Below are 13,086 nucleotides of genomic sequence, written 5' to 3'. Positions count from 1 at the left end.
GTTGTTACCGAAGCGCGACCGGAGATCACCCGCTCAGTAGATGATTCGGCCCTTTTCGTCTGGAATGCCGGACTTCCGGAGGAAGTAGGTGTTCACCTGGTCCCGCCACTCGGTGGCGCTGCGGAGCTGCTCGGCGAGCCGCTCGGAGACCCGCTCCGCGACGCGGGGCTCCACGTGCTCCGACACCTGCGACCACGCCTCGACCATCGCCTCCACCCGGGCCACGCCCTCGAAGTGCGTGTCGTAGATGTGCTGCACCACGGTCCTGCCGCTGTGCAGCACGTGCGTGTACGGCACGTGGTGGAAGAACAGCAGCAGCTCGTCGGGGCAGGTCGACGGCGACTCGAAGGCCGCCGACCACGGCCCCGGGTACTGGCCCGCGTAGCCCGTGCCGGTCCGGACCGTGCGGTCCACGCCGATGCCGTCCCGGTCCGCGAAGTGGTACGTGCCCCACGGGGTGTACTCGTAGCCGTCGACGTCGGGCCCGTAGTGGTGGCCTGGGCGCACCATGAAGCCCACCCCGAGCGGCGCGGTGTACTGCTCGTACGTCTCCCACGACCGGTCCAGCACGGCGTGCAGGGCCTGCCGGACGGCGTCCGGCGCGCCCGGGAACGTGAGCCCCGCCCACTCGTCGAGCACGGCGGCCGGGTCGAGCGTGGGGTCCCAGCACAGCCGCCCGTACGCGTAGAGGTTGGCCTGGGCGAACGGGTGGCCCGTCCAGAACTCGTCGTCGCCCACGTTGGAGACGGCGGCGAACCCGCCCGCCGGCTTGCGCCAGGTGCCCGTGCCCGGGTCCTCGACGGCCTTGGCCCGGCCCGTGGCGAGGTCCGCGACGGTGGGCGAGCCGCCCTCGCGGCCGGCCGGGTCCCAGAAGCGGAACCCGAGGATCTGGCTCCACTGCGGGCCGAGGTACACGGCGTGCTGCTGCTGCCCGGTGTACTCCTGGGTGATCTGCAGCTCCAGCGCCACCCGCGTGTGCGGCATCGCGGCCAGCACGGGGGAGACGGGCTCGCGCACCTGGAAGTCCAGCGGCCCGTACTTGACCTGCAGCACCACGTTGTCCGAGAACGCGCCGTCGAGCGGGTGGAAGTGGTCGTACGCGGCGCGGGCCCGGTCGGTCGACCGGTCGCGCCAGTCCTGCCGGTGGTCGTAGACGAACGCGCGCCAGTGGATCAGGCCGTCGTACGGCTCGACCGCCGCGGCCAGCATGTTCGCGCCGTCGGCGTGCGTGCGTCCGTAGGCGAACGGCCCGGGCTGGCCCTCGGAGTCCGCCTTGACCACGAAGCCGCCGAAGTCCGGGATCGCGTCCCAGACCCGCGCCGCGGCGCGCACCCACCAGTGGGCGACGCCCTGGTCGAGCGGGTCCGAGGTGGGCAGGCCGCCGAGCGTGATGGGGGAGGCGAACGACACCGACAGGTGCACCCGAATGCCCCACCGCCGGAAGACGGCGGCCACCCGGACGACGTCGCCGAGGTCCTCCGTGAGCAGGCGCGCCTCTCGCGCGTGCACGTTGACGTTGTTGATCGCCACGCGGTTGATCCCGACGGCGGCCAGCAGCCGCGCGTACCGCTCGACCCGGGACAGGTCGGCGTGGACAAATCCGTTGTCGAAGAAGATGGAGCCGCCTGAGTAGCCCCGTTCGACCTGGCCCATCACGGGGTGCACGTCCACGTTGTCCCAGTGGTCGAGCACCCGGAGGTCCGTGGCGGGGGCGTGGGTCTCGTCGACGTCCGGGCCGTCGAACGCGGCCTCGCCCAGGCGCACCACGTGGAACAGCCCGTGCAGCAGCCCGGCGTCGCACGCGGCCTGCACGACGACGGCGCCCGCCTCCCTCGTGAGCCGGAAGCTCTCGTCGGTGCCCGGGGCGTCGTCGGTGACCGCACTCGGGCTCGTGCCGCCGCCCGCGCCGCCGCCCGCGTCCGGGGGCGTCAGCGTGAGCACCAGCTCGGCGTCGGCCACGCCGTCGCCCACCTCGAGGCGGGAGAACGCGCCGCCGAACCGGGAGGTCGCCGCGGCGACCTCCTCGGCGACGGTGCCGGCGAGCGCGCCGTCGCCGGCCACCACCACCCGGCGGCTGCCGATCGCGGCGAACGCGTCGTCGGGCAGCCAGGCCGCGTGCGAGGTGTGGTCGGTGATGGGGCGCGGGGAGTCAGCGGTCACGGGGTGTCCCATCCGTCTTAGAGGTCGATGTGCGGATATATGGGGGTGTACTGGAACTGTGCCTCAGTGACGGCGCCCGGGTCCACCCGGGGCGGTCGTTCTGTCCGGTCCGTGAAAACGCCGCGACCGGACCTCCTCCTCGAAGCCTAGGTTTCTCCGCTTTGAGGCGCCTCAAAGCGAAGAAACCCGGGCCTCGAAGGGGATCTGCGTCGCGCGTCCGGAGCGAGGCGCGTCCGGGTCGGCCGTGCGCCCGGCTCAGCGGGCCGCGTACGCCGCCTTCGGCAGGTGGTAGGCCAGGTCAGCGGCGGTGTCCACGGCCTCGTCCAGGTCGAGACGGTGCTCCGCCACCAGCCGGGCGAGGTAGCCGGCGTCGACCCGGCGGGCCAGGTCGTGCCGGGCGGGGATCGAGCAGAACGCGCGGGTGTCGTCCACGAAGCCCGACATGTTCGAGAACCCGGCCGTCTCCGTCGCGGCCTCGCGGAACCGGCGCATGGCGTCGGGCGCGTCGAGGAACCACCAGGGCGCACCCAGCCGCAGGGCCGGGTACACGCCCGCCAGCGGCGCGAGCTCACGCGAGTACACGTCCTCGTCGATGGTGAACGCGATCATCCGGAAGCTCTGCGAGTTGCCGAACGCCTCCAGCACCGGGCGCAGACCCTGCGCGAACTCGACGGCCACGGGGATGTCGTACCCCTTGTCGGGCCCGAACGCCGCGGCGACGGCGGGGTCGTGGTCGCGCAGCACGCCCGGGTGGAACTGCATGACCAGCCCGTCCTCGGCCGACATCGCGGCCATCTGGAACAGCATGTGCGCGGAGAACGCGGCCTCCTCTGCGGCGGAGAGCACCGCGCCCTCGGCGGCCGGCTCGGCCGCGAAGGCCTTCTCGAAGAGGGTGCGTGCCACGTCGTCGGGCAGCGGGGTGGTGTCCGCGTTGAAGTGGCCGTGGTCCGTGGCCAGGCCGCCCGCCGCGACGAACGCGGCGCGGCGCTCGCGGAGCGCCGCCAGGTACCCGGCGTACGTGTCGGTGGCGATGCCGGACGCCGTCGCGAGGCGCTCCAGGTCGCCCCGCCACGTCGCGCGGGCGGGGTGCAGCAGCGGGTCGGGCCGGAAGGTCGGCAGCACCCGGCCGGGCAGCTCGGCGGCCAGCCGGGCGTGCTCGTCGAGCGTGCTCCAGGCCGGGTCCGTGGTGGCGATGACCTCGATGCCGAACCGGTCCAGGAGCGCGCGGGGGCGGAAGTCCGGCTCGGCGAGCCGCTCGGCGATCTGGTCGTAGACCTGGTCCGCCGTCTCCGCCGAGGGCCGCACGGTGACGCCGAAGATCTCGACGAGCTCGTGCTCGGTCCAGTACCGCGTGGGTGTGCCGCGGAAGTGCTTCCAGCCCGCGCAGAACCGCCGGAAGATCTCGCGCGGGTCGGCTTCGAACCCGGGCGCACCGGCGGGGCCGACGCCCAGCTCGGGGAGCGTGGCGCCCTGCGACACGAGCATGCGCGTCAGGTAGTGGTCGGGTACCACGAGGAGCTGGGCGGGGTCGGGGAACGGCTCGTCGTCCGCGAACGCGGTGACGTCGACGTGGCCGTGCATCGACACGATCGGGAGGTCCCGGACCGCCGCGTAGATCTCGCGGGCGATGGGCCGCGTCACGGGGTCGGCGGGCAGGGCCCGATCGGGGTGCAGCGTCCAGGTGTCGGTCACAGTGTCCTCCTGCGGGCATCGTTGCCGGTTCGGGTAAGCGCTTCCACATAGTAGGCACTCGCCCCGCTCGATACGAACGTGGGGCACGAACGTGAAAAACGGGGCGTTGCGAACGTTTGCAGTCAAACCCTACGATAGGTGCAAACGTTCGCAGTGTCGCGAAACACCCAGGAGGTGGCATGGTCACGGTGCACGACGTCGCGCGCGCCGCCGGGGTCTCGATCTCCACGGTGTCGCGCGCCCTGACCGCCCCCGAGCGGGTGGCCGCCGCGACCCGCGACCGCGTCACGAGGGCCGCCGCCGAGCTCGGCTACCGGCCCAACGTCGCGGCGAGCGGCCTGCGGATGGGCCGCACGCACGCCGTCGGCCTGCTGGTCCCCGACCTGGAGAACCCGTACTTCGCGTCCGTGACCAAGAGCGTGCAGGCCCGGGCCCGCGCGGAGGGCTACGAGGTGTTCGTCGCCGACTCGGACGAGGACCCCGACGTCGAGCCCGAGCTGATCGGGGCGCTCGCCGCCCGGACCGACGGCCTGATCGTGGCGTCGCCGCGGTCGGGCGAGGCGGAGCTGAGCGCTGCGCTCGTGGGCCTGACGGCGGTGCTGGCCAGCCGGGAGCTGCCCGAGGCCGCTGCTTCCGCGGGCGCGGCCGAGGGCGCCGGTTCCGAGGGCGACGGCGCGGCCGAGGCGCGGATCCCGTCCGTGGCGGTGGACGACGCCGACGGCGCGGCCCAGGTCCTCGGGCACCTGCACGCGCTCGGGCACCGGTCGGTGGGCGTGGCCGCGGGGCCGCCGTCGTCCTGGTCCGGGAGGCGCCGCCTCGCCGGGCTGGTCGACGCCGCCGCCCGCTGGGACCTCGACCTGGTGCGGCTGGGCACCTTCCAGCCGTACTTCGCGGGCGGCACCCGGGCGGCCGACCATGCGGTCGCGAGCGGCGTCACCGCCGTCGTCGCCTTCAACGACCTCATGGCGCTCGGCATCCTGAGCCGGCTGCGCGAGCGCGGCGTCGACGTGCCGGGCCGGATGTCCGTGGTGGGGTTCGACGACGTCCAGCTCGCCACGCTGGTCTCGCCCGCGCTGACCACCGTGCGCGCCCCGCTGGCCCGCCTGGGCCGGCGCGCCGTCGACCTGCTGCTCGCGCGCCTGCGCGGCGGCGACCCGCCGGCCGGCGTCCAGCTCCCCGTGGAGCTCATGATCCGCGGGTCCTCCGGACCCGCTCCCGCCGGGACGGTCAACTGACGCCCGTCCCGGCAGACCCTGGGCGAAGGAGCCCGAGAGAGAGGAAGCACCATGCGCACCTCGAAGAAGGCGGCGGCGCTCGTCGGCGTCGCCGCACTGACACTGCTCACCGCCTGCGCCCCGCCGTCGGCCCCCGGGGGCGAGAGCGGGGGCGCCGTCACCGACGCGGCCGACGTCCCGGAGACGCCGTCGGAGCCGGTCACCCTGAACATCCTCGACGTCGCGGGCAACCAGCGGCTCACCGAGGGCATGGTCGACGAGTTCGTCGAGAACAACCCGGACGTCATCGAGTCGGTGACCTGGGAGACGGGCGGCGCGCCGGACGTCACGGGCATCGTCAAGCCGCAGGTGGACAGCGGAAACCTGTCCATCGACGTCGTGTTCACCGGCAACGACGGGCTCGCGGCCGGCATCAGCCAGGACCTGTGGATCCCGGTCGTGGACGACTACGGCGACCGGCTGACCAACCAGGAGAACTACCTGGAGCCCGCCGCGAACATGCAGGAGCTCGCCGAGGGCTACGGCGTGGTGACGACGTATTACCCGTCCGGCCCGCTGCTCCAGTACGACCCCGACGTCGTCGGCACCCCGCCCGCCACGCCCGAGGAGCTGCTGGAGTGGGCCAAGGCCAACCCCGGCAAGTTCGGCTACGCGCGCCCGGCGAACTCCGGCCCGGGCCGCACGTTCCTCATGGGCCTGCCGTACATCCTGGGCGACAAGGACCCGAAGGACCCCGAGAACGGCTGGGACAAGACCTGGGCGTACCTCAAGGAGCTCGGCCAGTACGTCGACACCTACCCCACGGGCACCGGCCAGGTCGTGACCAACATGGCCGACGGCACCTGGTCGATGATCCCGACCACGACCGGCTGGGACATCGCGCCGCGCGCCGAGGGGCAGCTCCCGAACACGCTGGAGGCCGCCGCGTTCGACGACTTCACGTGGGTCACCGACGCGCACTACGCCGCGATCCCGAAGGGACAGAGCGCCGACAAGATCAGCGCGATCCTGCTCCTGCTGCAGGACATGCTCACCCCCGAGCAGAACGCCAAGGCGTACGACGCCGGTTACTTCTACCCGGGCCCGGCCGTCGAGGGCGCGACGCTCGACCTCGCGCCGCAGGAGTCGCAGGACGTGATCGAGGAGTTCGGCCGCCCCCTGTTCGACGAGCTCATCGAGTCGCAGGACGCCGTGACGCCGCTCGACGCCGACTCCATGGTGACGGCGTTCGACATCTGGGACCGCGAGGTCGGCGGCGGCAAGGTGGAGGAAGAGGAAGGGTGAGCGACTTCGAGTCCCTGGAGCTGCGGGGCGTCGGCCGCCGCTTCGGCGGGGTGGACGCGCTCGCGGGGCTGGACCTGACGATCCGGGCGGGCGAGTTCGTCGCCCTGCTCGGGCCGTCGGGCTGCGGCAAGTCGACGGCGCTGAACTGCCTGGCCGGCCTGCTGCCGCTGACGCACGGCGAGATCCGGCTGGACGGCAGGCGCATCGACACCCTGCCGCCGGAGCGGCGCGGGTTCGGCATGGTCTTCCAGTCGTACGCGCTGTTCCCGCACCTCAGCGTGGAGAAGAACGTCGCGTTCGGGCTGCAGATGCAGGGCGTGCCGCGGGCCGAGATCGGCTCGCGGGTGCGCGCGGCGATCGACCTGGTCAAGCTCGGGGAGCACGCCAGGAAGCTGCCCGGCCAGCTCTCTGGCGGGCAGCAGCAGCGGGTCGCCATCGCGCGCGCCGTGGTGCTCGAACCGTCGCTCGTGCTCATGGACGAGCCGCTGTCGAACCTCGACGCCAAGCTGCGGCTCGACATGCGCACCGAGATCCGGCGCCTGCACCAGTCCCTCGGGCTCACGACCATCTATGTGACGCACGACCAGGAGGAGGCGCTGTCCCTGGCCGACCGCCTGGTCGTCATGCGCGAGGGCCGCGTGCAGCAGGTCGGCACGCCCGACGAGCTCTACGAGAGCCCGACGAGCTGGTACGTCGCCGACTTCATGGGGTACCGGAACATCCTGCCCGCGACCGTCGTCTCGGCGTCCGGGGGCGAGGTGGTGGTGGAGCTGCCGGGCACTGGTGGCGGCGCGGCCGGGCCGGCCGGCCCGGCCGTCGGCGTGCGGCTCACCGGACGGGCGGTCGGCGTCCTGGGCGTCGGGGACCGCGTGCGGGTGGCGGTGCGGCCGGAGGACTTCTCCGTGGCGGGCTCGGGCCCGTCCGGTACCGGCGGGTCGATCCCCGGGGCCGTCTCGGTGGTCGAGTACCACGGGCGGGAGTTCGCCGTCGGAGTGCAGGCCGGCGAGACGATGCTGCACGCCCGCGCGACGACGGCGCCCGACGTCGGCGCGGCCGTCACGCTGACCGCCCCCGTCGAGCGGGTGCTGGTGTTCCCGGAGGCGCTGGACGCCGCCGTCGTGCCGCAGGAGGTGGCGGCGTGACCGCCGGACGGAACGGAGGCGAGCCATGAGCGGCGTCGGGCAGCGTCCCGGGCGCGCCACCGCGAGCCTGCGGCACCGGCTGGCCGAGCGGGGCGTGGACCCCGCCCTACTCCTGCTGCTGCCGGGGCTCGTGGTCGCCGTCGCGCTGTTCGTGTACCCGTTCTCGTACGGGATCGGGCTCACGATCCAGCCCACGGCGGCGATGCAGGAGCAGTGGGGCGGCGGCATGCTCGCCAACTACGTCGCGTTCTTCCGCGACCCGTTCGTGTTCGACTCCGTGTGGCTCACGATGCGCCTCGCCCTGCCCGCCGCCCTGTTCAACGTGCTGGCGTCGGTCCCGGTGGCGATGGTGCTGCGGCACCGGTTCCGCGGCAAGCGGCTGCTGACGTCGCTGCTGGTGCTGCCGATCACCCTGGGCACGGTGCTCACCGCGCAGGGGCTGCTGATCTTCGCCGGGCGGCAGGGCTGGATCAACCGGACGCTGCTGGAGATCGGCCTGATCGACGAGCCGCTCAAGCTGGTGAACAACTACCTGGGCGTCATGTTCTCCCTGGTCATCACCGGCTTCCCGTTCGCGTTCCTGCTCATCTCGTCGTACCTGTCGGGCATCGACCCGTCGCTGGAGCAGGCCGCGAAGACCCTCGGCGCCGGCTGGTGGCAGCGGTTCCGGCGGATCGTCCTGCCGCTGCTCGCACCGGGGCTGGCCACGACGTTCATCCTGACGTTCGTGCTCGCGTTCTCGGTGTTCCCGTCGGCAAGGCTGGTCGGTGACGCCATGGGCGAGACCCGGGTCATGTCCCTCATGGCGTTCCGGGCGTTCGGCGAGCAGAACGACTACGCGATGGCGTCCACCATCGCGCTGATGATGGGCGCGGTCGAGCTGCTCGTCGTCGTCGCCGTGCTGGGCCTGCGCTCGCTGCTGTACCGCGGGACCACGGGAGGGAAGGGCTGATGGCCACGTCCACGCTGGAGCGGCCGCTCGCCGCGCGACCGTCCACCTGGTTCGTCTGGGCGGGCATGACGGCGTTCGGGGTGTTCCTGCTCGGGATCCTCGTCGCCGTCGTGGTCGACTCGTTCGGCAAGCAGTGGTTCGACACCTGGCTGCCCGACGGCCTGACCACCGAGCGCTACGTCGAGGCCTGGGACCGGTTCGCCCTGGGCGAGGTGGTCGGCGTGACGGTCGGCGTCGCCGTCCTCGTCGTCGTCATCTCGGTGCTGGTGGGTGTGCCCGCCGCGTACGTGCTGGCACGCCGCGACTTCCCGGGCAAGCGCGCCGTCATGCTGCTGTTCCTGCTGCCGGTGCTCATGCCGCCCATCACCTACGGCATCCCGCTCGCCACCGTCATGTACTCGTTCGGGCTGGGCCGCACGCTGACCGCCGTCGTGCTGGTCAACCTCGTGCCGTCCGTCCCGTTCGTGATCCTGACGATGACGCCGTTCATCGAGCAGATCAACCCCGCCATCGAGTCGGCCGCCCGGATGTGCGGGGCCCGCACCTGGCAGGTGTTCACGCGGATCCTGGCCCCGCTGCTCGTGCCGGGTATCCTCGCGGCGGCCATCCTGGTGCTCGTGCGGACCGTCGGCCTCTTCGAGCTGACCTTCCTCGTGTCGGGCCCTGGTTCGGACACACTCGTCGTCGCCATCTACCGTGGCATGACGGCTGCCGGCGGTGGCGAGGCGAGACAGCTCATCTCGGCCCTGTCGGTGATCTACACCGCGACCATGCTCGTCATGCTCGTGGTGGCGCTGCGGTTCGTGAACCCGACGCAGCTCGTGGCACAAGTCAAGGAGACACGCGATGACTGAGGACCGCCTGCACCGGGACCACCTCCCGGGCGGCATCGACGCCCCCGTGATGCCGACGGCGGTGGGGATAGTCCACCTCGGCATCGGCGCGTTCCACCGGGCGCACCAGGCCGTGTACACGGAGCGCGCCGCGATCGCGACGGGCGACACCACCTGGGGCATCCTGGGCGTCACCCAGCGGTCCGCGACCGTGCGCGACCAGCTCCGCCCCCAGGGCGGCGTGTACTCGGTGCTCACCGCGGGGGAGCAGGAGTCCTCGGTCGAGCTCATCGGGTCCGTGGTCGACGTCGCCTACCCCGCCGAGGAGACCGAGCGCGTGCTGGCGGCGCTCGCGGCGCCGACCACCCACGTGGTCACGCTGACGATCACGGAGAAGGGCTACGCCCGGCGGCCCGACGGGTCGCTGGACACCGAGGCGGTGGCCGGGGACCTCGCGGCGCTGGCCGCGGTGGTCGCCGCCGGGGGCGGGGCGGCCGGTGGTGGGGCGGCCGGTGGTTCCGAGGGCGCGGTGCGGCCGGCGGCGTCCGCCATCGGGCTGCTGGTGCGCGGGCTCGCGGCGCGGGCCGGGTCTGGGGCGCCGATCACCGTGCTGACCTGCGACAACATGGTCGACAACGGCCGGGTGCTTGAACGCCTCGTGCGCGAGGCCGCGGACGCGGCCCTGCCCGGGCCCGAGGGTGACACCCTGCGCGCGTTCCTCGACACGAGCGTCACGTTCCCGTGCTCCATGGTCGACCGGATCGTGCCGGCGACCACCCCGGAGCAGCGCGACCAGGTGGAGCGGACGCTCGGCGTGCGGGACGAGGGCCTCGTGGTGGGCGAGCCGTTCGCGCAGTGGGTGATCGAGGACCGGTTCGCCGGGCCGCGCCCCGCGTGGGAGGCGGCCGGCGCCACGCTGACCAAGGACGTCGCGCCGTTCGAGCAGGCCAAGCTGCGCCTGCTCAACGGGACGCACTCGCTGGTCGCGTACTCGGGCTGGCTCGCCGGGCACTCGACGATCGCGGGCGGCGTGACCGACCCGGTGATCGCCGAGCGGGCGCGGCAGTACCTCTTCGAGGACGCGCTGCCGACGCTCACCGCGCCCGAGGGACTGGACCTGCGGCAGTACGGCGAGCAGATCCTGTCCCGCTTCGCCAACCCGCACACCGGGCACACCACGGCCCAGGTGGCGATGGACGGCACCCAGAAGATCCCGTTCCGCTGGGGCGGCGTGCTCGCCGACTCGCTCGCCGCGGGGCGGGAGCCGCACGGGGTGGCGTTCGGCCTGGCCGCGTGGGCCGAGTTCGTCCGACGCCGGACGCACTCCGGCGAGGGCATCGACGACCCTCGGGCCGCGGAGCTGGAGGCGCTGATCGGCGCCGCCGAGGTGCCGGGCGGTTCGGACGGGCTGGGCGACGTCGCGGGGCTGGCCGGGGCCGAGGAGGACCTCCGGGTGCTGCTCGCGCTGCCGGGGCTGCTGCCCGCAGGGACGCCGGAGAGCTACGTCGACACGGTGGCCGCCGAGCTCGAGGCCGTCGTCGGCTGACCTGGCGCCGCGGTGGAGGCCGTGGTCGCCTGACCTGGCGCCGAGCCGCGGCGTCGTGCGCCGGTGTCGACCGAGAGTGCGCTTCTACCCAGCGATTGGGCCCGGAACCAGCCTGTTTCGGGGCCTAATCGCTGGGTAGAAGCGCACTTCGCCGGGACGACGCAGGCCGTCCCGCCCACTCGACGTTCCCGCACCTCCGGGGCACACTGGCAGCGGCGCGGACACCGGGGTCCGCGGCGGAGAGCTGGAGGGCCCATGGCCGACTACGCGGACGTCTACCGGCGCAGCCTCGCCGACCCCGAGGGTTTCTGGGGCGAGCAGGCGGCCCTCGTCTCGTGGTTCCACAAACCGACCCGGGTGCTCGACGGCGACGATGCCCCGTTCTACCGCTGGTTCTCCGACGGGCGGCTCAACACCTGCTACAACGCGCTCGACCGGCACGTCATCGCGGGCCGCGGGGACCAGACCGCGCTGATCTACGACAGCCCGGTCACCGGCGACTCCGACACGATCAGCTACGCCACTCTCCTGCAGGACGTCGCGGCGTTCGCCGGCGCCCTGCGCGACCTCGGCGTCGAACAGGGCGACCGCGTGGTGATCTACATGCCCATGGTGCCGGAGGCGGTCGTCGCAATGCTCGCCTGCGCCCGCCTCGGCGCGGTGCACTCGGTGGTGTTCGGCGGGTTCGCCGCGAACGAGCTGGCCGTGCGGATCGACGACGCGCAGCCCAAGGTCGTGGTGTCGGCGTCCTGCGGTATCGAGCCCAGCCGGGTCGTGGAGTACAAGCCACTGCTGGACCGGGCGCTGGAGCTGGCCGACCACCAGCCGTCGTCGTGCGTGGTGCTGCAGCGGCCGCAGGCCGTCGCCACGCTCGTCGAGGGGCGGGACCTGGACTGGGCCACCGCGATGCACGCCGGGCGCACCAATCCCGCGCCCTGCGCGGAGGTCGCGGCGACGGACCCGCTCTACATCCTGTACACCTCGGGCACCACGGGCCGGCCCAAGGGGATCGTGCGCGACAACGGCGGGCACGCCGTCGCGCTGGCCTGGTCGATGCGCAACATCTACGACATCGAGGCCGGCCAGGTGTGGTGGACGGCGTCCGACGTCGGCTGGGTGGTCGGGCACTCCTACATCGTCTACGGGCCGCTGATCGCGGGCGCGACCACCGTGCTCTACGAGGGCAAACCGGTCGGCACGCCGGACGCCGGCGCGTTCTGGCGCGTGGTCGCCGAGTACGGTGTCGAGGGCCTGTTCACCGCCCCGACCGCGATCCGCGCCATCAAGAAGGAGGACCCGGAGGGGATCCTCGTGGCCGCCCACGACACGACCTCGCTGCGGCATCTGTTCCTGGCGGGGGAGCGGCTCGACCCCGGCACCTACGAGTGGGCGGGCCGGATCCTCGGCGTGCCCGTCGTCGACCACTGGTGGCAGACCGAGACCGGGTGGGCCGTCGTCGCCAACCTGCGCGGGCTCGACCCGATGCCCACCCGGCCCGGGTCGCCCTCGGTGCCCGTGCCGGGCTTCGACGTGCAGGTGCTGCTGCCGGACGGCTCGGTCGCGGGCCCGAACCAGGAGGGGAGCCTCGCGCTCCGGCTGCCCCTGCCGCCCGGGACCCTGCCCACGCTGTGGCGCGACGACGCGCGGTACGTCTCCTCGTACCTCGCCGCCTTCGACGGCTACTACCTCTCCGGCGACGGCGGCTACGTGGACGACGACGGCTACGTCTACGTGATGGGCCGCACCGACGACGTCATCAACGTCGCGGGCCACCGCCTGTCGACCGGCGCCATCGAGGGGGTGCTGGCGAGCCATCCCGCCGTGGCCGAGTGCGCGGTGATCGGGGTCGCCGACGAGCTCAAGGGGCAGGTGCCGCGCGGGCTCGTGGTGCTCAAGGCGGGGGTCGAACCCGAGGGTGTCGCGGCCGAGCTCGTCGCCGCGGTGCGCGACCAGATCGGCCCGGTCGCCGCGTTCAAGGACGTCGAGATCGTCGCCGGGCTGCCCAAGACGCGCTCGGGCAAGATCCTGCGACGCACCATGCGCCAGCTGGCCGACGGCGAGCACCCCGCGGTCCCGTCGACGATCGAGGACCCGGCGGTCCTGACGGCGCTGGAACCGATCCTCCGCCGCGACTGACGCCGGCATCGTTGCGTCGAACGTAGGGTCCGACGCAGATCGAGTACGTGTCGTAGGCGACCAGGTCCGCCTTCGGGTAGTCGGCGGCGATGCGCTGGTACGGGGT

The 13,086-nt window shown here is 73.0% G+C and carries 9 protein-coding genes; 7 read left to right on the top strand and 2 right to left on the bottom strand.

Going from position 1 to position 13,086, the window contains the following annotated elements:
* Positions 1-33: 33 nt before the first annotated feature.
* Positions 34-2,172: an alpha-glucuronidase gene (locus ACFWEJ_RS08495; protein WP_377228763.1), complete on the bottom strand. Its 2,139-nt coding sequence runs from the start codon at positions 2,170-2,172 to the stop codon at positions 34-36.
* 243 nt (positions 2,173-2,415) lie between these two features.
* Positions 2,416-3,852: a glucuronate isomerase gene (uxaC, locus tag ACFWEJ_RS08490; RefSeq protein WP_377228762.1), complete on the bottom strand. Its 1,437-nt coding sequence runs from the start codon at positions 3,850-3,852 to the stop codon at positions 2,416-2,418.
* Positions 3,853-4,031: 179 nt separating this feature from the next.
* On the opposite strand from uxaC, the gene ACFWEJ_RS08485 reads away from it, so the two are divergent.
* The 7 genes from ACFWEJ_RS08485 to ACFWEJ_RS08455 all read left to right on the top strand — a co-directional run bounded on the left by ACFWEJ_RS08485 (position 4,032) and on the right by ACFWEJ_RS08455 (position 12,980).
* The gene (locus ACFWEJ_RS08485; RefSeq protein WP_377228761.1) at positions 4,032-5,087 is read left to right on the top strand and encodes a LacI family DNA-binding transcriptional regulator; all 1,056 of its coding nucleotides are present in this window, start codon (positions 4,032-4,034) and stop codon (positions 5,085-5,087) included.
* Positions 5,088-5,138: 51 nt separating this feature from the next.
* Positions 5,139-6,371, top strand: coding sequence for an extracellular solute-binding protein (locus ACFWEJ_RS08480; protein WP_377228760.1), 1,233 nt, complete (start codon positions 5,139-5,141; stop codon positions 6,369-6,371).
* On the top strand, positions 6,368-7,513 hold the full coding sequence (locus tag ACFWEJ_RS08475; RefSeq protein WP_377228759.1) for an ABC transporter ATP-binding protein: 1,146 nt from the start codon (positions 6,368-6,370) through the stop codon (positions 7,511-7,513). The genes ACFWEJ_RS08480 and ACFWEJ_RS08475 overlap by 4 nt, the downstream gene beginning before the upstream one ends.
* Positions 7,514-7,538: 25 nt before the next feature.
* Positions 7,539-8,465 (top strand): ABC transporter permease, encoded by a 927-nt coding sequence (locus ACFWEJ_RS08470; RefSeq protein WP_377228758.1) that lies wholly within the window; start codon positions 7,539-7,541, stop codon positions 8,463-8,465.
* Positions 8,465-9,319, top strand: a complete 855-nt coding sequence (locus ACFWEJ_RS08465) for an ABC transporter permease (protein ID WP_377228757.1) — start codon at positions 8,465-8,467, stop codon at positions 9,317-9,319. Before ACFWEJ_RS08470 ends, ACFWEJ_RS08465 begins: the two co-directional genes overlap by 1 nt.
* Positions 9,312-10,844 carry a mannitol dehydrogenase family protein gene (locus tag ACFWEJ_RS08460; RefSeq protein WP_377228756.1) on the top strand — a complete coding sequence of 511 codons (1,533 nt, stop codon included), beginning with the start codon at positions 9,312-9,314 and terminating at the stop codon, positions 10,842-10,844. The genes ACFWEJ_RS08465 and ACFWEJ_RS08460 overlap by 8 nt, the downstream gene beginning before the upstream one ends.
* 255 nt (positions 10,845-11,099) lie before the next feature.
* On the top strand, positions 11,100-12,980 hold the full coding sequence (locus ACFWEJ_RS08455) for a propionyl-CoA synthetase (RefSeq protein WP_377228755.1): 1,881 nt from the start codon (positions 11,100-11,102) through the stop codon (positions 12,978-12,980).
* Positions 12,981-13,086 lie beyond the last annotated feature (106 nt).

The organism is Promicromonospora sp. NPDC060204 (assembly GCF_042728455.1).
Taxonomy (GTDB): domain Bacteria; phylum Actinomycetota; class Actinomycetes; order Actinomycetales; family Cellulomonadaceae; genus Promicromonospora.
This window is presented reverse-complemented; position numbering and strand designations above follow the sequence as displayed.

Coding starts and splice junctions, on each gene's coding strand:
- ACFWEJ_RS08495 (WP_377228763.1), bottom strand. CDS start 2,172: ATGGGACACCCCGTGACCGCTGACTCCCCGCGCCCCATCACCGACCAC.
- ACFWEJ_RS08485 (WP_377228761.1), top strand. CDS start 4,032: ATGGTCACGGTGCACGACGTCGCGCGCGCCGCCGGGGTCTCGATCTCC.
- ACFWEJ_RS08480 (WP_377228760.1), top strand. CDS start 5,139: ATGCGCACCTCGAAGAAGGCGGCGGCGCTCGTCGGCGTCGCCGCACTG.
- ACFWEJ_RS08470 (WP_377228758.1), top strand. CDS start 7,539: ATGAGCGGCGTCGGGCAGCGTCCCGGGCGCGCCACCGCGAGCCTGCGG.
- ACFWEJ_RS08465 (WP_377228757.1), top strand. CDS start 8,465: ATGGCCACGTCCACGCTGGAGCGGCCGCTCGCCGCGCGACCGTCCACC.
- ACFWEJ_RS08460 (WP_377228756.1), top strand. CDS start 9,312: ATGACTGAGGACCGCCTGCACCGGGACCACCTCCCGGGCGGCATCGAC.
- ACFWEJ_RS08455 (WP_377228755.1), top strand. CDS start 11,100: ATGGCCGACTACGCGGACGTCTACCGGCGCAGCCTCGCCGACCCCGAG.